General features: G+C 38.8%; 22 protein-coding genes. 9 read left to right on the top strand and 13 right to left on the bottom strand.

The genetic code is table 11. The annotated features are described in order from the left end of the window. Window positions 1–19: 19 nt before the first annotated feature. Window positions 20–712, bottom strand: a complete 693-nt coding sequence (locus AAC388_RS13945) for a YggS family pyridoxal phosphate-dependent enzyme (RefSeq protein ID WP_342370828.1) — start codon at window positions 710–712, stop codon at window positions 20–22. A 126-nt stretch (window positions 713–838) separates the two neighbouring features. On the opposite strand from AAC388_RS13945, the gene AAC388_RS13950 reads away from it, so the two are divergent. Both AAC388_RS13950 and AAC388_RS13955 read left to right on the top strand, forming a co-directional pair. Beyond that, entirely contained in the window at window positions 839–1,876 is a 1,038-nt protein-coding gene (locus AAC388_RS13950) for a type IV pilus twitching motility protein PilT (protein ID WP_002121749.1), read from the top strand. Between the two features lie 19 nt (window positions 1,877–1,895). After that, window positions 1,896–3,014 (top strand): PilT/PilU family type 4a pilus ATPase, encoded by a 1,119-nt coding sequence (locus AAC388_RS13955; RefSeq protein ID WP_032037409.1) that lies wholly within the window; start codon window positions 1,896–1,898, stop codon window positions 3,012–3,014. Window positions 3,015–3,083: 69 nt separating this feature from the next. On the opposite strand, the gene fur is transcribed toward AAC388_RS13955, so the two are convergent. Then, window positions 3,084–3,521, bottom strand: a complete 438-nt coding sequence (fur, locus tag AAC388_RS13960; protein WP_016141990.1) for a ferric iron uptake transcriptional regulator — start codon at window positions 3,519–3,521, stop codon at window positions 3,084–3,086. Between the two features lie 111 nt (window positions 3,522–3,632). Here fur and AAC388_RS13965 point away from each other — a divergent pair, with 111 nt between their 5' ends. After that, entirely contained in the window at window positions 3,633–4,031 is a 399-nt protein-coding gene (locus tag AAC388_RS13965) for an outer membrane protein assembly factor BamE (protein ID WP_002121740.1), read from the top strand. A gap of 64 nt (window positions 4,032–4,095) precedes the next feature. Here AAC388_RS13965 and AAC388_RS13970 read toward each other — a convergent pair whose 3' ends face one another. From AAC388_RS13970 to AAC388_RS14015, 10 genes are all read right to left on the bottom strand, one after another. Beyond that, window positions 4,096–4,410 (bottom strand): RnfH family protein, encoded by a 315-nt coding sequence (locus AAC388_RS13970; protein WP_342370829.1) that lies wholly within the window; start codon window positions 4,408–4,410, stop codon window positions 4,096–4,098. Next, a complete protein-coding gene (locus AAC388_RS13975) occupies window positions 4,410–5,477 on the bottom strand; it encodes a hypothetical protein (protein ID WP_139841464.1) in 1,068 nt (355 codons plus the stop codon). The genes AAC388_RS13970 and AAC388_RS13975 overlap by 1 nt, the downstream gene beginning before the upstream one ends. 153 nt (window positions 5,478–5,630) lie before the next feature. Further along, complete coding sequence (locus AAC388_RS13980; protein WP_086400214.1) at window positions 5,631–6,086, bottom strand: bacteriohemerythrin; 456 nt, start codon at window positions 6,084–6,086, stop codon at window positions 5,631–5,633. A 250-nt stretch (window positions 6,087–6,336) separates the two neighbouring features. Then, complete coding sequence (locus tag AAC388_RS13985) at window positions 6,337–7,185, bottom strand: class II glutamine amidotransferase (RefSeq protein ID WP_342371585.1); 849 nt, start codon at window positions 7,183–7,185, stop codon at window positions 6,337–6,339. 108 nt (window positions 7,186–7,293) lie between these two features. Continuing rightward, window positions 7,294–8,076 carry a GNAT family N-acetyltransferase gene (locus AAC388_RS13990; RefSeq protein ID WP_002121744.1) on the bottom strand — a complete coding sequence of 261 codons (783 nt, stop codon included), beginning with the start codon at window positions 8,074–8,076 and terminating at the stop codon, window positions 7,294–7,296. Between the two features lie 122 nt (window positions 8,077–8,198). Further along, window positions 8,199–9,104 (bottom strand): acetylglutamate kinase, encoded by a 906-nt coding sequence (argB, locus tag AAC388_RS13995; RefSeq protein WP_002121716.1) that lies wholly within the window; start codon window positions 9,102–9,104, stop codon window positions 8,199–8,201. Between the two features lie 15 nt (window positions 9,105–9,119). After that, window positions 9,120–10,538 carry a phosphomannomutase/phosphoglucomutase gene (locus AAC388_RS14000; RefSeq protein WP_342370830.1) on the bottom strand — a complete coding sequence of 473 codons (1,419 nt, stop codon included), beginning with the start codon at window positions 10,536–10,538 and terminating at the stop codon, window positions 9,120–9,122. Between the two features lie 199 nt (window positions 10,539–10,737). After that, window positions 10,738–11,190, bottom strand: coding sequence for a dUTP diphosphatase (gene dut / locus AAC388_RS14005; protein WP_002121799.1), 453 nt, complete (start codon window positions 11,188–11,190; stop codon window positions 10,738–10,740). Between the two features lie 25 nt (window positions 11,191–11,215). Next, entirely contained in the window at window positions 11,216–13,255 is a 2,040-nt protein-coding gene (locus tag AAC388_RS14010) for a UvrD-helicase domain-containing protein (protein WP_005070868.1), read from the bottom strand. A gap of 193 nt (window positions 13,256–13,448) precedes the next feature. Then, a complete protein-coding gene (locus tag AAC388_RS14015; RefSeq protein WP_009390536.1) occupies window positions 13,449–14,102 on the bottom strand; it encodes an OmpA family protein in 654 nt (217 codons plus the stop codon). A gap of 246 nt (window positions 14,103–14,348) precedes the next feature. Here AAC388_RS14015 and AAC388_RS14020 point away from each other — a divergent pair, with 246 nt between their 5' ends. The 6 genes from AAC388_RS14020 (at window position 14,349) to AAC388_RS14045 (ending at window position 18,712) form a co-directional block, all read left to right on the top strand. Further along, window positions 14,349–15,275: an acyltransferase gene (locus tag AAC388_RS14020; RefSeq protein WP_005803140.1), complete on the top strand. Its 927-nt coding sequence runs from the start codon at window positions 14,349–14,351 to the stop codon at window positions 15,273–15,275. A gap of 16 nt (window positions 15,276–15,291) precedes the next feature. Then, the gene (locus AAC388_RS14025; RefSeq protein WP_039756890.1) at window positions 15,292–16,338 is read left to right on the top strand and encodes a hypothetical protein; all 1,047 of its coding nucleotides are present in this window, start codon (window positions 15,292–15,294) and stop codon (window positions 16,336–16,338) included. A gap of 120 nt (window positions 16,339–16,458) precedes the next feature. Then, complete coding sequence (gene minC, locus AAC388_RS14030) at window positions 16,459–17,187, top strand: septum site-determining protein MinC (RefSeq protein ID WP_005075304.1); 729 nt, start codon at window positions 16,459–16,461, stop codon at window positions 17,185–17,187. Between the two features lie 66 nt (window positions 17,188–17,253). Further along, window positions 17,254–18,066, top strand: a complete 813-nt coding sequence (gene minD, locus AAC388_RS14035) for a septum site-determining protein MinD (protein ID WP_002121719.1) — start codon at window positions 17,254–17,256, stop codon at window positions 18,064–18,066. A gap of 2 nt (window positions 18,067–18,068) precedes the next feature. Beyond that, window positions 18,069–18,341: a cell division topological specificity factor MinE gene (gene minE, locus AAC388_RS14040; protein WP_000896934.1), complete on the top strand. Its 273-nt coding sequence runs from the start codon at window positions 18,069–18,071 to the stop codon at window positions 18,339–18,341. Window positions 18,342–18,424: 83 nt separating this feature from the next. Next, window positions 18,425–18,712: a PA4642 family protein gene (locus tag AAC388_RS14045; RefSeq protein ID WP_005070896.1), complete on the top strand. Its 288-nt coding sequence runs from the start codon at window positions 18,425–18,427 to the stop codon at window positions 18,710–18,712. Between the two features lie 40 nt (window positions 18,713–18,752). Here the strand turns inward: AAC388_RS14045 and rhtC are convergent, their stop codons facing one another. Further along, a complete protein-coding gene (gene rhtC, locus AAC388_RS14050) occupies window positions 18,753–19,373 on the bottom strand; it encodes a threonine export protein RhtC (protein WP_068551238.1) in 621 nt (206 codons plus the stop codon). Window positions 19,374–19,437: the final 64 nt, after the last annotated feature.

The following is a 19,437-nucleotide window of genomic DNA, read 5'->3' on the forward strand; positions in this document are numbered from 1 at the left end:
CTGTAAGATAAAGCTTACATCAGCCTTTTTGCGAATAGTCTCTAGCACCAAATAAGGCTGTTCCTACACGAACCATGGTTGAACCAGCAGCAATTGCAGCTTCTAAATCACTCGACATTCCCATACTTAAAGTATCCCAATCTTGTGGGTGGGCATGTTGGTCTTTCATAGCATCAAACAAGGCTTTAGCATCTGCAAATGCAGCAGTATTGTCAGGTGCTGGAATGACCATTAAACCGCGTAACTTGATTTTTGGTAATTGACTGATTTGAGCAACCAGCTCGGCAACTTCATCTGGTGCACAACCATCTTTACTGTCTTGCCCATCAATATTGACTTGCAAACAAATATTAAGTGCAGATTGATCATCGCCACGTTGGTTAGATAATCGCTCGGCAATAATTAAACGATCTACACCATGTACCCAATCAAATTTCTCGGCCAAATGCTTCGTCTTGTTGCGTTGAACATGACCAATAAAATGCCATTCAATATCTAAATCGTGTAAAGCTTCGATTTTTTCCAAAGCTTCTTGCAAATAGTTTTCGCCAAATGCTCTTTGTCCTGCTGCATACATTTCACGCAAACTTTCACTTGGATGTGTTTTCGATACGGCTAAAAGTTGCACAGTTTCAGGCGCACGTTGAGCATGTTCACAAGCACTTTGGATTTGCTGTAATACGTGCTGACGCGCATCTTGCAGGTAATTCATTGACAAGGTTCTCATTTTCAAAAAACTTTTTTGCTTTTCACCTAAAGCGAGGTGTTGGTAAGCCTCGGTGAAAGCCGTATATTATTCTACAAAATAATGACATATTTTGATTTACTTGGGGAAATTATGGATATTACAGAGCTACTCGCCTTCTCTGTGAAAAATGGCGCGTCCGATTTACACCTATCTGCTGGCATGCCACCAATGATTCGCGTTGATGGTGAAGTCCGTCGCATTAACTTACCTGCTCTAGATCATAAAGATGTTCATCGTTTGGTCTACGACATCATGAATGATAAACAGCGTCGTGACTACGAAGAAAAACTCGAAACCGACTTTTCTTTTGAAGTACCCAACGTTGCTCGTTTCCGTGTAAACGCATTTAACCAAAACCGTGGTGCGGGTGCAGTGTTTCGTACCATTCCGTCCAAAGTACTCACCATGGAAGATTTAGGCTTAGGACAAATCTTTAAAGACATTTGTGACTATCCTCGCGGGATTGTACTGGTGACAGGTCCAACAGGTTCGGGTAAATCAACGACGCTTGCAGCGATGATGGACTACATCAACGAAAACCGTTATGACCACATTCTAACGGTTGAAGACCCTATCGAATTTGTACACCAATCTAAGAAATGTTTGATTAACCAACGTGAAGTGCATCGTGATACACACGGCTTTAATGAGGCGCTACGTTCAGCACTGCGTGAAGACCCAGATATTATTTTGGTCGGTGAGATGCGTGACCTTGAGACTATTCGTTTAGCGCTTACCGCTGCCGAAACAGGTCATTTGGTGTTTGGCACGTTGCATACCACTTCTGCTGCGAAAACCATCGACCGTGTGATTGACGTATTCCCAGCAGAAGAAAAAGACATGGTTCGTGCCATGCTGTCTGAATCTTTACAGGCTGTTATTTCACAAACCCTGCTTAAAAAGAATGGCGGTGGCCGTGTGGCAGCTCATGAAATCATGATTGGTATTCCTGCCATTCGTAACTTAATTCGTGAAAACAAAGTCGCGCAAATGTATTCAGCTATTCAGACTGGCGCAAATCATGGCATGACCACCCTCGACCAAAGCTTAAAAAATTTGGTGTCTCGCGGTGTGATCAGCCCTCAAACAGCTCGTACTGCTGCCAAACAGCCTGAATCATTTCTATAAAAATAACTAGAGAATAAATATGGATTTTAATGACCTACTCAACCTCATGGTTGAAAAAAAATCATCCGACCTCTTTATTACAGATGGCGTTGCACCATCGATGAAGATTAACGGGCAAATTGTTCCCATTTCAAAAAATAGTCTTTCAGGCGAAATTATTGGACAACTATTACATTCCATCATGAGTGAAAAACAACGCAAAGAATTTGCTGAGACTCGTGAATGTAACTTTGCCATTATGAACCGTGATAAAACTGCCCGCTTTCGTGTCAGTGCTTTTCAGCAACGCGACATGCCAGGCATGGTATTACGTCGAATTGAAACTAAAATTCCTTCAATTGATGACTTGCAATTACCACCTGTGCTTAAAGATTTATCGATGACCAAACGCGGCATCATTATTTTTGTAGGGGCAACAGGTACAGGTAAATCGACATCTTTGGCTTCAATGATTAGCTATCGGAACCATAACTCTAAAGGTCATATCATTACCATTGAAGACCCGATTGAGTTTATTCATGAACACGCTGGCTGCATCATTACCCAACGTGAAGTCGGGATCGATACAGACTCATTCGAAATTGCCTTAAAGAATACTTTGCGACAAGCACCCGATGTAATCTTGATTGGTGAGATTCGCTCTCGTGAAGTTATGGACTACGCGATTGGCTTCGCTGAAACAGGTCACCTTGTATTAGCCACAATGCATGCGAACAACGCCAACCAAGCACTTGACCGTATTATTCACTTCTTTGAAAGTGACCGTCATAGCCAGCTCTACATGGATTTATCACTTAACTTAAAGGCCATGATTGCACAGCAACTTATTCCAACGCCTGATGGTAATTCGCGCCGTGCAGCGATTGAGATTCTCATTAACTCACCACTAATTTCAGACTATATACGCAAAGGCGAAATTCATGAAATTAAAGATTTAATGAAACGCTCACGTGAACTCGGTATGCAAACTTTTGACCAAGCACTGTTTGATCTTTATAAGTCAGGCCAAATTACCTACAAAGATGCATTAAAACATGCCGACTCACCAAACGATTTGCGTTTAACAATTAAGCTTGCCGAAGAAAGTCCTGATCAAATTGCAGGCACAAATCAGCATTTAACCTTCGACCGACAGTAATTTCTTCATAAAAAAAGGAAGGTTAAACGTAACCTTCCTTTTTTATTTGTTTTCTTTGTGTGAAAACGATTATTTCTTGCGCAGCACTTCCTGACATTCAGGTTCGTTACAGTAACCGTAGAGATTTAATGAGTGACCCGTTAAGGTAAACCCATGTTGCTCTGCTACAGCATGCTGTTCTTTCTCGATAATATCATTAGTAAATTCAATAACTTTGTTGCAATTATGGCAAACCAAATGATCGTGGTGATCTTCTTGCATAATTTCAAAAACAGAATGATTGTTTTCAAAATGGTGGCGCTGAATGATACCCGCAGCTTCAAATTGTGTTAACACACGGTAAACTGTCGCAAGGCCGACATCTTCCCCTTGTTCTAACAAAGTCTTGTAAATATCTTCGGCGCTAAGATGATGTTGTTTTGAATTTTCTAATAATTCCAAAATCTTAATTCGTGGAAGGGTAACTTTAAGTCCAGCTTTGCGCAAATCTTGATTGGAAATAGGCATGAAAAAAGGTCTCTCAACAAATCTCAAGTTGGAATAGGCAATAGAATTTAGATGAAGTATGATCTATCCTTTGATCAAATGCATCATAATTTATTGGGATAGTGTAGCAAAATGCAAAAACTCGTGCTGACGTTATTAGTCACTTCACTCCTTGCTGGTTGTTCAATCTTTGGTGTGTATAAGGTTGATATTCCTCAAGGGACTCCATTGACCAAAGCTCAAGCCTCTCAAGTACAAGTCGGCATGAATTTCCAGCAAGTGCGTTTTTTGCTTGGTAGTCCAACAGTGACTGATCCTCTAAATCCTCTACGTTGGGACTACATTTACAACTATATCCCGGGAACTTATGCTAAAAAAGCTAAAATCCCCGCAGCACATGGTCAGCATTTAAAAATTTACTTTGATGGAACTGGTACTGTAACTAAAATTGAAGGTTTAGAAACTATTCCAGAATCGCAACCAGGTTTACCTGCTTCTAAAGAAGCGATTTTAACTGCACCACCACTATAATCGTTTTTTCTAATAAAAATAAACCCCTCAAGTGAAATACTTTGAGGGGTTTTGTTTATGGGGCTTATTGCTTAAAGCGATTACTTTTAATATATCGCCCCACAGGGTTTTTCTCAGCGCGTTTACGACGTATATCTTTGGGATTGATCGTTAAAGGTCGATAAACCTCAACTCGATCACCAGCTTGCAAAATCGCATGTGCTTCAACTTTTGCACCAAAGATGCCAAGTTGTAATGGCTCAGGCAAACTGAACTGTGTCTGCAAACCACTCGTCTCAACTGCTTGTAATGCAGTCATACCAGCTTCAAATGGAATAGCAACTAAAAACTGTTGCTCTGGAGCTGCATAAGCAACCCACACTTGCTGAGCTTTTTCCATCAGATAATTTGTCCAATTACCGCAATCATGGCAATCACAATTGAAAGTGGCAATACAATACGTACCGCAATGCGCCATAAGTTATAAAACAACTCATTGCTAAAATTCATAGATTTACGCAAATGGCTAATTTTCATAATCCAGCCAGCAAAAATGGCATAGATCAAGCAAATGAGTAATCCCCAAAGCATCAAAATCAGCGTAAAGATATTATGAAGCTCAGGCACAGCCCAAACAGCAATCGCTACAACAATAATCACCCACTGTAAAATAGGCATAAGCTGACGCTGAGCAAGCTGCTCTCTAGCCAATTGGACAAATAACGCTGTTGTCATTACTGCGGTAAAGATCCAAGTAAAAACAGGAAGCTGTGCTTGTAAAGAAAAGAATCCGAAGGCAATCACAGCAATTAACTGAGCTAACCAGATTGGAAGAACAGTTTTCGTTGCTCCTTCTTGTGGCTGAACAGCACCTACACTATTTTGCCAGTAAAGCCCTAAGCCTAACCCACTCGCAACAAGTGCAAGTACAGTTGCATTACCCCACTCTTTAAACTCAACATTGGTCCAATGCCAAGGCTGTAAAGTCGTTCCCATCGTGTTAGCTAAAACAAGAGAAGCAATTACACCAACCGTCATCAGTAAAATTAAAATCTGACGTGGAATAAGGGATAAAATGAGGGCCACAACAGCAAAGCCAGCAAAAACAAGTTGCCCTGAAACACTATTATTAAGCTGTGTAGTCAGTAAATTGCCAGCAGTACTTAATACATTACCTGCTAAAAATGGAATAAAAATAACCGCAAGCCAGCCAACCAAACGCCATTTTGGGGAACTATCTGCTTCACGAGTTAAACTTGATAAAGCATTTAAGGCTGTAGTCTTCGACCGTTTTGCTAACGCAATTTCCAAATAACAAACTGGTAGTGCCAATAACAACATTGTGCCTAACCACAATAACCAGAAATCGAGTTGACGATCAATCTGGATGCCCATCGTGGGTGCCAATGTCGCCATAATGATGAAAGATAAGCAAAACGCCATCAGGGGCGATAACCATCGTGACATAGGTATGTCCTGCATTATGCATTCCTTGAAAAAGACTAGAGATATTTTGCCCGTGTCATGCTTGAAAATCAAAGTTTGCTCAATAAAAAAAGCAAACTACCGAAACGATAGTTTGCCGCGCTAATTGAAATTATGATTTATTTTTATTTCAGGTTATGAGAAAAACCGAGCAAACCAGTTTTTCCCTTTCTTTTTTTCTTTTTCTCTAATAATTCCCATCATATTTTCTTTTACTGCTCCTACATAATCGGCATCATCATGTTGAATATGATTAATTAACCATTTAGCTAAAATTTCTTGTAACTCTGATTCAATCGTATGACCCATTTCAAAACGTTCACGATATAATTCTATTTTTTTAATAAATAAATCATGTACACGTTTATGAGGTACACGATATTTATAATCAGCCTCCTCTTGCAAACTTTCTTCGAAAGTAAAATGTGATTGCGTATAATCGATAATATTGTCTAAAACATCCTTAATACGACGTCTATCTTCATCATCTTTTACATCATCAATTTCATTAATATAATCAAGTATCCGTTTATGTTGTTCATCAATAACATCAATACCTGTATTATATTCTGAAGCCCATTTCATTTTCATACATCTCCCCAATGATGCTTAATGATTGTTGCATAAACTGCATGATATATTTAAAGAATATAAATAAAAACAAACCTAATTTGTCGGCTTTAGCATATAAAAATTAAATTTAACACAAGTTGTTGTTTTATATATTTTAATTAAAATTAACCAACTAAAATAATAAAGTATTTTTTAAACAAAATATTTTATTATTAAATGATAAAAATATATAAACATCCTTATTTATATATTTTAAATGTATTTTATATTAATACTGATCTGCGCGCGTAATACGTTTAAGTTCAGGATTTTCTTGTTCACGCTTCAATCTTTCTACAAAAGTAATCGCCTTTTTAATTGGTTTACCATGTTGAAATAAAATCATTTCACCAGGTTGATATGCTGTCCAATTTTCATTATGTGTTAAAGGTTCTGTAGTTATAACAGCTACACGATCTTCAGGTGTGGTTACCTGACTAAAATCCACTTCAACATCTAAATCAATTAAATGAGCATAATTAAATGGATATTCACGAACGAGCCAATGTAATTTAGTAATGGCATAACTAAATAATGCCTTACCATTAGATAGGCAATAATTAAATGTACCGTATTCTGCAATTTGCGGAGAAATCTTTTCTAATACTTCAAATATTTCATCAAGAGTTGGTTCTTCATAACCAAATACTTCAACCAACTGATCAAGCAAATAGCAAAAAGCTCGTTCACTATCTGTGTTGCCCACAGGTGTAAAACGCCCACTTAGGGGCGGATTAAAGTCATGTAAATCGCCATTATGAGCAAAAATCCAATGCCGTCCCCACAACTCTCGAATAAAGGGATGAGAATTTTCTAAAGTAATTTTACCTTGAGTAGCCTTACGGATATGTGCGATCACATTACGTGATTTAATAGGATAATTACGAATGAGATCGGCAATTGGAGACTCAACTGCTGATTGGTTATCAACGAATAAACGGCACGCCTTATCTTCGAAAAATGCGATGCCAAATCCATCACTATGATCTGAGGTAATTCCTGCACGCTGTGAAAAACCACGGAAGGAAAAAGTGATATCCGTTGGTGTTGCACAATTCATTCCTAATAGCTGGCACATATCGCTTTTTAAACTACTTCTAATTACCCCATCTGCTCTATTGTGCATGAGAGTAAAAGTGCTTGCAAATCTCAATATGTGCTGGCTATTACAGAATAGAAAATATGATTAACGCTGCACCATTTTATTCATCACAAATGAGGTTGCGACTTTATTTACCTCAAGAAATACAAAATAATCCAAACAGTTAAACTCTTCATCAAAGAATGCCTGTTTCGATAGTTTTGACTGCATGCTCAAATACATTTGGAACAGCTTTGGCATACGTTCATCTTGTGGGAAGCTAAACTCAGGATATTCAGGTTCATAGATTTTTTTTGAACGGATATCAATCGTTTTGCTTTCTGGTAACTGCTGAATCTGGCGATGCGTGTAGTACGCTCTAGCCAAATTATCTTGCAAATGAATACTAACACAGCCCATTAAATATTTAGCACGCATTGACCATAGCACTTTCGGTGCAAGATTTAACCACAACATAGATAACGCTTTACCATTACGAAAGCGGGGATGTACACAAGTACGGCCTATTTCTAACACATTTGGAAGATGCGATAGCTGAGGAACTATATCAAACTCATGTGCGCTGTAACTCTGTGCTATTTCATGGCCTTGAAATAGTTTTAGACGCGTATACGCTACAATTTCTCCAGTCCACTTTTCACGTAAGACCGCATGCTCACAACCAAAATCATAAATATCTTGGTCTAGGTTATCTTCAAACTTGATTCCGAATTGTTGACTAAATTGTTGTGCACGAAACCGTTGTACATCTTGTAATTCTTTTAAATTATCAACCCACTCAAAACGAAATTGCGTCTGATTTATTGCTTTATGACGATTTAAAGGTAAAGTCCAGGTTTGGCGATATTGATTAAATTTTTCCAGCATAATGAACGCTCCTAGTGACACCCCCTACACTAGTCAAAGCTCATGACAAAAAAATGACCAAATTAAAATGGTATAAAAAAAGACCACCTAGAGTGATCTTTTTATTGAAAATAACGGATTTCTTAAGCTGTTTTAGTGCGGTTAGAAATCAGCGTTCCAACACCATGATCAGTGAAGATTTCAAGTAATGTGGCATGTGGCACGCGACCGTCAACAATATGTGCACTAACAACGCCGCCTTTAACAGCATCAAGCGCACAGCCTACTTTAGGAATCATACCGCCATAGATCACACCTGTTTCAATGAGGCGATCAACTTCTTGCGTCGTAAGACCAGTTAACAGATTTTTATTTTCATCAAGCACACCGCTAATATTGGTGAGCAAAATTAATTTTTCAGCGCCTAAGGCTTCTGCAACTTTGCCTGCAACTAAATCAGCATTAATATTATAAGTATTGCCTTCTTCATCTACACCTAGCGGTGCAATAACTGGAATAAAGTCACTTTGGGTGAACATTTCCAATACATCTGTTTTAACGCCAGTCACTTCACCAACCATACCCAAGTCAATATGTTTGATAGAACCATCTTCTTCCTGTTTTTCCATAAGCAATTTGCGGGCACGAAGTAAATTGCCGTCTTTACCTGTTAAACCAATCGCACGTCCACCGTGTTTATTAATCAAATTAACGATTGATTTATTTACGCTACCACCTAACACCATTTCAACCACTTCCATAGTTGCAGCATCAGTTACACGCATACCATCAATACGGTCAGATTCACGGCCTAACTGCTTTAAGAATGAGTCCACTTGTGGCCCACCACCGTGAACAACAATCGGATTTAATCCTACAGTTTTAAGTAAAACAATGTCTCGAGCAAATGAACTTTCAAGCTCCGGATCAGTCATTGCGTTGCCACCGTATTTCACCACCAGCGTTTTACCAGTAAAGCGTTGAATATACGGCAAAGCTTCAATCAAGATTTTTGCTTTGTCGACACCGATATGCTGATGTTGTGGCATTACGCCTCTCCTTACTTAGGCCTCTGAAAGTTCTTGTGCAATTTGCGGATAGTGTTCTTGCAACATATCCACAAATTTTTGCTGGATTTCCTTTAATCGTAAAGGATTATCCGCATCAAATCGTACTGTAAAGTATTCACCAGTATTTGATGCTCGAATAATGCCAAAACCATCATCAAAATCAAGACGTACGCCATCAATTTTACTAATACGTGCCCCTAAGCGATGACTTAAAATCTCAATATCTTGTAATACATACTTTGGATCAGACTGATACGTACCAATATAAGTATCCTCTGTACAACATCTTTCTGGATATGGAGCAAATAATTCAGAAATTGTAGCGGTATCAGATTGGGTAAAATACTCCATTACTCGTAATGCGGCATATAAACCATCGTCGTAGCCAAAACCACGGCCATCATTAAACACATAATGACCTGCATATTCTCCACCAAAAATGGCACGCCCATTCGACTGAGATAAATAAGCTCTTAGGAAACTACTTCCCGTGCGGATCATTTTTGCTTTTCCGCCGAGTTTCTCGACAGTTTGTTGAACCATACGCGAACATTTCACATCAAAAACAATTTCTTGCTCTGGGTGCTGCTCAAGGCACATTTGGGCAAAAAGCGACAATAAGCGGTCTGCGGTCAATATCTGTGCTTTTTCATCAACTAAAACAACGCGGTCTCCATCACCATCCAAAGCAATACCAATATCAGCCTGCTGCTCGACCACGGCTTCTCGCAAGCTAATCAAATGAGCTGCATGTGATGGATCTGGTGCGTGATCTGGAAACTCTCCATTTGGATTAGTGCGTAAAGCAATGACTTCACAACCCATTTTTTCTAAGATTAGTTTTGAACAATGCCCAGCTGAACCATGCAAACCATCTAAAACAACTTTTAAAGGACGTTTTAACTGAATATCTTTAAAAATGGCTTGTTGGTATTGCTGGCAAAATTCAGCTTTAAATTGCGGTAAGGTTAACTCAAGTACAGAAATTGAATGGCTTGGAACGTAAGTTTGGGCTTCTTCACCCACCTGTTGAATCATTTCCGGAGACGGCGGTTCGCCTTTTAAAATCCACTTAATACCATTATCAGATTTTGGGTTATGGCTTGCTGTCACCATAATGCCATTGCCACCAAAATCTCGTGCAATGTAGTACATCATTGGTGATGAACAGCAACCAATATTAGTCACTTTTAAACCTTGTTCTATTAAAATTTCTTCAATTAAGTGTGCATAGGCTGGGCTTGTGAGACGGGCATCATAGCCAATCACTAATTGAGTTTGCTTTGCTTGTTTGTATTGTTGTGCCAATCCGTAGGCAATTGAACGGACAACGTCCGTGGTTAAGTAAGAAAGTTTGCCTCTAATATCGTAAGCACGAAAAATACTTTTTGGAAATGAGTGTCTTACATTCATAGCGTATCTTCTATTTAAAGATCAATTCGATCTATCGCAAAAACATAGATTATTCAAAATTTTTGAAAGGTTTGTTTGCTAAAAAAGTTAAAAGAATATGAGTAAAGCGTGTTGTAATATAATCCAGTGTAACATTCAAGATATAAAAAGAAACGCCTGTTCAACAGGCGTTTCTTTTTCGTTAATATTTTAGAAAAACTTACTGCTTACCTGTATGACCAAAGCCACCAGCACCACGTAAAGTTTCTTCAAATTCTTCTACTTGCTCAAATTCAGCTTGTACGACTGGCACTAAAACGTACTGTGCCAAGCGCTCACCTGGTTCTAAACGGAATGTGGTTTGACCACGATTCCAAACTGAAACCATCAATTCACCTTGGTAATCCGAATCAATCAAACCAACTAAGTTGCCAAGCACGATCCCGTGTTTATGACCTAAACCTGAACGCGGTAAAATTAAACCAGCAAAATTTACATCATGAATATAAATTGCCATACCTGTTTTAACTAAAACAGTTTGTCCTGGTTCAATATCAATTGCTTCATCTAAACAGGCACGTAAATCTAAACCCGCTGAACCTGCTGTTGCATATGAAGGTAAAGGCCATTCTTTACCTAAACGCGGATCGAGCAATTTCACTTGAACTTTCATGGGATTTCCTAAAAATTAAAAAAAATTAACGCTTTAATAAAGCTTTTAAATTTGCCAGATATTGTTGAGCCTGTTCTTTAGGGTCAACATTAGCCGCAATTTTCTTTTTACGCCCTAACCACTCGAGCTCATCTTGTGGAAGCTCATCAAGGAAACGGCTAGGCGTCATTTGTTTCATCTGTCCGCCATTTTTGCGCTGTTCCGCTAAAGTTAACGTTAAACCTTGGCGTGCACGTGTAATTCCCACGTACATGAGACGGCGCTCTTCCTCAATGGTTTCTGCTGCAATCGAGTTCTTGTGAGGCAATAGTTCTTCTTCAAGTCCCATAATGTACACATATGGGAATTCCAGACCTTTTGCTGCATGCAAAGTAAGAAGGTTAACTTTGTCTGTATCTTCTTCTTCCTGCTGCTGTTCTAACAGATCGAGCAAAACTAGTTTTCGGATAACACTTTCAATATTCTTTTCATCAACATCTTCAGCACGATTAATCAGATTTTGAATGCTGGTAAATAAGTTCTCGATGTTATCGAGCTTACTTTTCTCTTGTGCAGGTGTTGCTGACTGTTCTCGAACGTAATCCATATAACCCGCTTCATTCATCATTTGACGAACTTTAGGCACAGGCTCATCATCTTCTAACAATTCACGAGTAAATGTCGCGATAAAATCGGCAAACTCATGAAGCTGTGTTTCTGCCTTTTTAGGAAGCACCATGCTTAAACGCTGGTCAGCAGAAGCACCGAGTAAAGACAAATTATTTTCTTGTGAAAATAAACCTAACTTCTCTAGAGTAACAGGGCCAATTGCACGTTTAGGTGTATTAATAATACGTAAGAAAGCACTGTCATCTTCTGGATTAATAATAAGACGTAAATAACTCATCACGTCTTTGATTTCTGCACGGGCGAAGAACGATGTACCGCCAGAGAGTTTATACGGAATTTGCATTTGGCGAAGCTGGGTTTCTAATACACGTGCCTGAAAGTTTCCGCGATACAAAACGGCATAATCTTTCCAGTTCTTACCGTTCATTAGCTTATGAGTCAGTAAGTCTTTTACCACGCGCTCTGCTTCATCGTCATCATTACGACATGTAATGATTCGGATGACTTCCCCATGCCCTTTATCACTCCACAATTTCTTGTCAAAAATATGTGGATTATTTTGAATCACACAGTTCGCAGCTTTTAAAATACGGCTGGTCGAACGGTAATTTTGTTCAAGCTTAATAATATGTAAATTTGGGAAATCCTGCTTAAGCAATGCCATATTTTCAGGTTTAGCACCACGCCATGCGTAAATCGACTGGTCATCATCACCTACCGCGGTAAACTGCCCCATTACCCCAACTAAAAGTTTGACCAAAATATACTGCGCGGTGTTGGTATCTTGATATTCATCGACCAATAAGTAACGGACACGGTTTTGCCATTTGTCACGTACTTCTGCATTTTCTTGCAATAAGCGTGTTGGCATAACAATCAAGTCATCAAAATCGACAGCATTGTAGGCACGTAAATTACGTTCATAAAGTTGATAGAGATGTGCAAACTGGACATCTTCTGGTGTTTCACAAGTCGAATGTGCTTGTTCCGGCAAAATCAGATCGTTTTTCCAATCTGAAATTTTCTTCATTGCCTTGGCAATTAATTCTTTACTCTCTGCACCCGATAAATTATCGCGATGCATGAGATCCATCAAAATACGTTTACAGTCGTCTGCATCCAAAATCGAAAAATTAGCTTTTAAAGGTAAATTTTTAAGTTCTAAACGTAAAAGATTTAAACCAAAAGTATGGAAAGTAGAAACAGATAAACCTTTTGCTTCTTCACGCGACAAAAGCTTGGTCACACGTTCTTTCATTTCACGCGCAGCTTTGTTTGTGAAGGTCATCGCGGTTATACGATGTGCAGGAATACGGCAATGTTGCACCAAATAGGCAATTTTACGCGTAATTACCGATGTTTTACCTGAACCAGCGCCAGCAAGCACCAATAAAGGGCCCTGAGTATATTTCATGGCTTCTTCTTGCTTGTTGTTCAATTGACTGGCAGATGACATCGTGTATTACCTCTTAATTTTTCGAGCATGATTATAGTCATCTCTTTTTTAGAATCCCAATAGTAAATCTACGGATATGTATAAATGATGTCTAATAATGCAATTTATGCGCCGCAGAATGTCGTGATTATTTCTTGTACTGCCCCCATAAAAAAACCACCCGAAGGTGGTTTTTGAAACAATAAACTAGATCTTATTGTTTAGCATAAATGCTGATTTCTACACGGCGGTTTTGTTCACGGCCAGATGCAGTTGAGTTATCTGCGATCGGGTTAGATGAACCATAACCTTGCGCGTCGATACGGCTAGCAGATACGCCTTGGCTAGCTAAATAACTACGTACTGATTGAGCGCGTGCTTGTGATAATGGAATGTTGATAGAGTCATTACCAGTGTTATCAGTATAACCAGTTACAAGAATTGCACTCTTGTTATCTTCAGCCAAAGTTTGAGCCACTTTGTTCAAAGTTGCGTAGAAGTTTGGCTTGATGTTTGATTTATTTGTATCAAAAGTAATGCTACCAGGCATGATCAATTGAACAGAACCATCTGGGTTACGGCCAACGTCTACACCAGTACCCGCCATTTGTTGACGAAGTTTTTTCTCTTTCTGGTCAAGATATACACCACCAGCAGCACCAAGAACTGCACCAATTGCCGCAGCACGGTTGTTTTGACGGCTAGAGTTTGCATTTGATTTAGAAATACCATAACCAGCTGCTGCACCAATTAAAGTACCTAATGCGGTTTTATCGTATTCAACGCCACCAAGATTATTACCAGTTGTTTGACAACCAGAAAGAACTACTGCTGCCCCTACCACTGTTGAAATAACTAATGCACGCATTGCATGCCTCCTCACTTTGTGTGTTTTGTTGTCTGAATGAATAATGAAACAAAAAGGAAGTATAAAACATTGATATTTTGTTAATAATAAACAGTTTAGTTATGTTTTTGTAATATTTTGATGCACTTTAAGATGCTAGCTCATCACAATTTCTTCATTGTTGTCTAAGATAACGTTGTATTTCATATTATGACAGTTATAGTTGAACAACTTTTCTATGGATTTGAGACATTCGGGGTCTTTTATATGTCAACTGCACCCAATAAACAATCTGCGCTAAAAAAAATTACACGTGGACTCACTGTAGGTACAGTCATTACAGGAAGTACTTTTTTTCATGGTCCTCCTGTTCTTGCATTAGGTCTGACCAAGCTTTTAAAAAAATCATCAAAAATAGATGAAACTAATATTCAAATTACAAATAGCTGGTTAGGGGTAAATAACTGGTTAATTGACCATGTTCTACCCAATCTAAAATGGGACATTACCATTGATGAAGGGCTTGATCTGAATATGCAAGGTCGTTATTTAATGACCTGTAATCATCAAAGTTGGGTAGACACGACTGTAAATCAATATTTTGGTTTAACCCGTATGCCCCTTACCCGTTTCTTTACTAAATGGGAACTCATCTTTATTCCTTTTGTTGGGCAAGCATTTAAAATTTTAGGCTTCCCAATGATGAAGCGTCACACTAAAGAACAGATCGCTAAGAATCCTGAACTTAAAGACCGTGACATGATGGAAGCACGTAAAGCTTGTGAGCAGCTTTTAAGTCAGCCCTTCACACTATTGAATTATTTGGAAGGGACTCGTTTTACTCAAGAAAAACATGACCAGCAAAAATCCCCTTATAAGCATTTACTAAAACCTAAAGCAGGTGGCTTGGCGCTTGCATTAAATATCTTGGGTGACAAAATCGATGCCCTAGTTGATATGACCATCGTCTATCCTGATGGCGTACCGGGATATAGCGATTTCTGGCTTGGGGATGTTTCTAAAATTGCGGTTAACTTACGTAAAATTGAAATTCCAGACTGGGTACTTGGCGGCAACTATGAAGATGACGCAGCTTATCGTGAACGTTTTCAGCAATGGGTTCATGACATTTGGACCGAAAAAGATCAACTTATTGAGCAAATGAAGTCTCAATATACCACTGCAAATATTTAAGAAAGCACCCGTTATTATGCAAAACAGTTCTGGGAAAAAAACGAAATACCATCATGTAGACCCAAACAGCCTTTCATTTAAGCTGTTTTTGGTCTACGACATCTTTATGGTGTTTATTATCATTTTTAACTTGTTCTGTCTTGCGACTAATTTCTTTTTAATGAGCAGTATTGGGGCATGGTTCTTTGAACATATTCACTTGCCCCAAGTACTCAGCTTTTATCGTACTTCACTACATCCGTGGGTGATTACATCAGAAGCTTGGTTTATTGGTTTTTTAATTATTGAGCTGCTTGTACGCTGGGCTATTGCGATCATCAACAAGCACCATAAGCGTTGGTTCTTTTTCCCTTTTATTCACTGGTATGAAATTTTAGCCATTATTCCTCAACTTCGTTTTTTACGTTTATTCCGTGCTGGAATTATTGCTTACCGTTTACATGAGTTGGGTTATCCAGTTGTTCCGGAAAGCTGGCGGAAAACTGGGCTATTTTATTATCGCGTCGTAATGGAAGAATTATCTGACCGCGTTGTAATTACCGTGATTGATGGTATTAGATATGAACTTGAAACCAGTTCTAGCCATAAACAGATTATTCACGACTTGGTTAATCATCATCGTGAGCAATTTACTGTTGCTCTAACTGCATTATTACAAGAATCTTTAGCCACCGCTTTAAAAGAACAAAAGCCTGCCATTACAAAAGGTGTGGGCAAAATTGTAGATCAAGCCATTATTGATACGCCTGAGCTAACTCAATTATTACGATTAATTCCTTTAGTCGGGGGCCGCATTGAACAGCAAATTCAAAGCATTGGTCAAAGATTAGGTGAAAATATTAGTGCAGGTTTAATTGAACCTTTAATTGAGGGCTCACCAAATAGTCCGAACCCTACTTATCAATTAATTTCTCAAAGAGTAAGTGAAATCAATATTAATAATCGTCAGCTTGAGCAATTGGTTGAATCTGTCGTGTTCGAGACACTGGAGTCTGTACGTAAACAAGTCAAGGTCAAACAATGGCAACAAACCCTTGCGGAGTATGATCGAATCAAAGAATAAGCATTTATTTAATTTTTTATGAATCACGCTAGAGAATTGGCACGAATTGTTCTAGCATTTGCCCTATTTACAATAAACTTAACGATATTACAGCTCGTTTAACGCCTTGAAGGAAGACTTATGGCTGATATACGGATTACCGGCAGAATGGTTAACTTTAGCAGGATAACCTTCGATACCAATGATCATGATGTGATCCGCCAGCAATTATCAAATATTTTAAATGAAGGTTCCTATCAAGGAACTTTAGTGATTATTGACAGTACAGTTGAGCAAGAGTTAATTGCATTGATTCAACTTCTGGTGAGCTTGGGTTTACAACCAATGGCGGTAATCGACGGTATTTTAGGAGATGAGGCTCGCGCTATTCAATTCCCTGTTTTACCGGCAGATCAACCATTACAACGCATTAAAGCGACAGCTGAACAAGTGGCTATTGTGGAAAAACCTGCTACAGCTCCTGCCTCGTCTTCAGCAGAAACAAAAAAACCACTAAACAAGATAGCGGTCGCTCATATTACCTCTTATCATGATGAAATTTTGCGTACAGGCCAATCCCTTGTACAAGATAACGGCGATATTATTTTAAAGGCTGGCATGAATAGTGGTTCCGAGGTGATCGCTTCAGGAAATATACATATTTATGGCACAGTTCGTGGTAGAGTCATTGCTGGTGCGGGCGGGCACGCAGCTGCACGCATTTTTTGCCAATCTTTAGAGGCTGAGCTCGTTTCCATTGCCGGAACGTATTGTGTCGCAGATGATATCCCTAAACATGTGGTAAAAAAACCAGTACATATTTATTTAAATGAAAAGCAAGAGCTTGAATTTGAAGCTCTAGAACTTTAATTTATTAAGCAAATCACCAAAAAACAGCCCTTTTAAGGGTGTATGACCATAATAGGAGTGGATTCGGTGGCCAAAATTGTTGTCGTAACATCAGGCAAAGGTGGTGTAGGTAAAACTACAACGAGCGCATCTTTTGCAACAGGTTTAGCCCTTCGTGGTCATAAAACTGTTGTGATTGATTTTGATGTAGGCTTACGTAACCTTGATTTGATTATGGGTTGTGAGCGTCGTGTTGTATATGATTTCGTTAATGTTATTAATAATGAAGCACGTCTGCAACAAGCCCTTATTCGCGATAAAGATATCGAAAACCTTTATATTTTACCGGCTTCACAAACACGTGATAAAGATGCGTTGAGCGACGAAGGTGTTGCTCGAGTTATTGATGAGTTATCTCAAGAGTTTGATTACATCATTTGTGACTCACCTGCTGGGATCGAGCGTGGCGCGATTTTAGCCATGTATCATGCAGATGAAGCAATCATTGTAACAAACCCTGAAATCTCTTCAGTACGTGACTCTGACCGTATTATTGGTATGTTAGATAGCAAAACCAAGAAAGTTGAACACAACGAAGGGCGTATACGTAAACATTTATGTATTACACGTTTTAACCCGGAACGTGCTGACCGTCAGGAAATGCTGACAATTGATGATATTTCTAAAGATATTTTACGCGTACCGACATTAGGTGTTATTCCAGAATGTCCAAGTGTATTACAAGCATCAAACGAAGGTAAGCCAGTTATTCTGTATTCAGAAACTAAAGCTGGTCAGGGGTATGATGATTTGGTTGCACGCTTCCTTGGCGAAGACCGTCCTTATCGACACATCACAGCTCAACCTAAAGGCTGGTTAGCACGACTATTTGGAGCGTAGATATGGCAGGATTCTGGAGTAAATTATTTAGCAGCGAAGAAAAACCATCAAGTGCTCAAACTGCCAAAGATCGTTTGAAAGTTATTGTTGCTTCTGAACAAGGTTTAGGCCGCCGTTTAAGCCAAGACAAAATTGATCAGATGAAAAAAGAAATCATGCAAGTGGTTAGCCGTTATGTTAGCGGTGTAGGTGAACAGCATATCCAAATGCAAGTTCGCTCTGAAGCTAATATCGAAATGTTAGAAATGAATATCAATTTACCTGAAGAACGATAATTCTATTTCTGACTATTCAATAAATCAGAATCAAGGCAAAATAACGCAAGTTATTTTGCCTTTTTTAAAATGAGGAGATTGTCATGGCATTATCACAGCCAGCAACTTTCAATGAAGAATGGTCCGATGAGCGTGTTTTTGCCTACCTCAACCAACTTCCTCCAAGTGGTGTGAATGCAGATTTTCATGTGCTCTACCATGCATTCAAACATATGCGCCCAACAGACTATGAGCGTCTTTTAAAGCAATTTATTGCGGACGGACGCGATATTAATGCCAAAGACCCTGAAGGCCAACGCATCCATGATGTAATTGCTAAGTTTCCGCGTCAATCAGCACCATTTTTAGAAGTTCTAGCGAAGTTTGCTTAAAATAAAAAGCCTCTAAAAGAGGCTTTTTTCTTATCTAGACTTATCGATTACCAATCAGGAAAATACCAAACACGGTAAAAATACCACCCGAAATACCATCAATCCATTTTGAAAAATTACGATAAGCTGCTCTAAAACTTGGTAACGAGAAAATAAAAGTCACAAAGCAGAACCATAAAATTGTCTCGACTGTGACAATAATAAAGAGTAGCCAGTGAACCTGATCAAGTTGAGGATTAGCTAAAAATAAAGAGAAAACACTACCAAAATAAATAACAGCTTTTGGATTTGATAGATTGGTTATCAAACCTTTAATAAAAAATAAGTAAGGAGCTTTGGGGAGCTCAACAGCAACATTGCTCTCTTGCTGATTTTTTGAAAAAGCCGAACGTAGCATCTGATAACCCAACCAACATAGATATAAACCACCAGCAATGAGCAATCCTTGCTTTAACCAAGCCATTTTCTCAAATATAAGATTTAATCCCATCAGTGCCAAGCACGCCCAAAACATAACACCCGCCGTTATACCAGCAACGACCAGCATAGCGTCTTTACGAGACCGGCTAATGGCAGTTTGAGATACAAGGAAAAAATCAGGCCCGGGAGTAATAAGTGCGCAAAAGTGAATAAAGGCTAAAGTAATCAGAGCTAATAGCATGTCTTTCTCCTGATTTAATTCATTGTTATTTATTTAGGGAAAATACATTAGCATTTTTTTACTA

It is taken from the genome of Acinetobacter sp. D009, from assembly GCF_038562025.1.
Taxonomy (GTDB): domain Bacteria; phylum Pseudomonadota; class Gammaproteobacteria; order Pseudomonadales; family Moraxellaceae; genus Acinetobacter; species Acinetobacter pittii.

What these genes read in the sequence shown, in the direction of transcription:
- AAC388_RS13945 (WP_342370828.1), bottom strand. Translation starts at nt 712, where the DNA reads ATGAATTACCTGCAAGATGCGCGTCAGCACGTATTACAGCAAATCCAA.
- AAC388_RS13950 (WP_002121749.1), top strand. Translation starts at nt 839, where the DNA reads ATGGATATTACAGAGCTACTCGCCTTCTCTGTGAAAAATGGCGCGTCC.
- AAC388_RS13955 (WP_032037409.1), top strand. Translation starts at nt 1,896, where the DNA reads ATGGATTTTAATGACCTACTCAACCTCATGGTTGAAAAAAAATCATCC.
- fur (WP_016141990.1), bottom strand. Translation starts at nt 3,521, where the DNA reads ATGCCTATTTCCAATCAAGATTTGCGCAAAGCTGGACTTAAAGTTACC.
- AAC388_RS13965 (WP_002121740.1), top strand. Translation starts at nt 3,633, where the DNA reads ATGCAAAAACTCGTGCTGACGTTATTAGTCACTTCACTCCTTGCTGGT.
- AAC388_RS13970 (WP_342370829.1), bottom strand. Translation starts at nt 4,410, where the DNA reads ATGGAAAAAGCTCAGCAAGTGTGGGTTGCTTATGCAGCTCCAGAGCAA.
- AAC388_RS13975 (WP_139841464.1), bottom strand. Translation starts at nt 5,477, where the DNA reads ATGTCACGATGGTTATCGCCCCTGATGGCGTTTTGCTTATCTTTCATC.
- AAC388_RS13980 (WP_086400214.1), bottom strand. Translation starts at nt 6,086, where the DNA reads ATGAAAATGAAATGGGCTTCAGAATATAATACAGGTATTGATGTTATT.
- AAC388_RS13985 (WP_342371585.1), bottom strand. Translation starts at nt 7,185, where the DNA reads ATGTGCCAGCTATTAGGAATGAATTGTGCAACACCAACGGATATCACT.
- AAC388_RS13990 (WP_002121744.1), bottom strand. Translation starts at nt 8,076, where the DNA reads ATGCTGGAAAAATTTAATCAATATCGCCAAACCTGGACTTTACCTTTA.
- argB (WP_002121716.1), bottom strand. Translation starts at nt 9,104, where the DNA reads ATGCCACAACATCAGCATATCGGTGTCGACAAAGCAAAAATCTTGATT.
- AAC388_RS14000 (WP_342370830.1), bottom strand. Translation starts at nt 10,538, where the DNA reads ATGAATGTAAGACACTCATTTCCAAAAAGTATTTTTCGTGCTTACGAT.
- dut (WP_002121799.1), bottom strand. Translation starts at nt 11,190, where the DNA reads ATGAAAGTTCAAGTGAAATTGCTCGATCCGCGTTTAGGTAAAGAATGG.
- AAC388_RS14010 (WP_005070868.1), bottom strand. Translation starts at nt 13,255, where the DNA reads ATGTCATCTGCCAGTCAATTGAACAACAAGCAAGAAGAAGCCATGAAA.
- AAC388_RS14015 (WP_009390536.1), bottom strand. Translation starts at nt 14,102, where the DNA reads ATGCGTGCATTAGTTATTTCAACAGTGGTAGGGGCAGCAGTAGTTCTT.
- AAC388_RS14020 (WP_005803140.1), top strand. Translation starts at nt 14,349, where the DNA reads ATGTCAACTGCACCCAATAAACAATCTGCGCTAAAAAAAATTACACGT.
- AAC388_RS14025 (WP_039756890.1), top strand. Translation starts at nt 15,292, where the DNA reads ATGCAAAACAGTTCTGGGAAAAAAACGAAATACCATCATGTAGACCCA.
- minC (WP_005075304.1), top strand. Translation starts at nt 16,459, where the DNA reads ATGGCTGATATACGGATTACCGGCAGAATGGTTAACTTTAGCAGGATA.
- minE (WP_000896934.1), top strand. Translation starts at nt 18,069, where the DNA reads ATGGCAGGATTCTGGAGTAAATTATTTAGCAGCGAAGAAAAACCATCA.
- AAC388_RS14045 (WP_005070896.1), top strand. Translation starts at nt 18,425, where the DNA reads ATGGCATTATCACAGCCAGCAACTTTCAATGAAGAATGGTCCGATGAG.
- rhtC (WP_068551238.1), bottom strand. Translation starts at nt 19,373, where the DNA reads ATGCTATTAGCTCTGATTACTTTAGCCTTTATTCACTTTTGCGCACTT.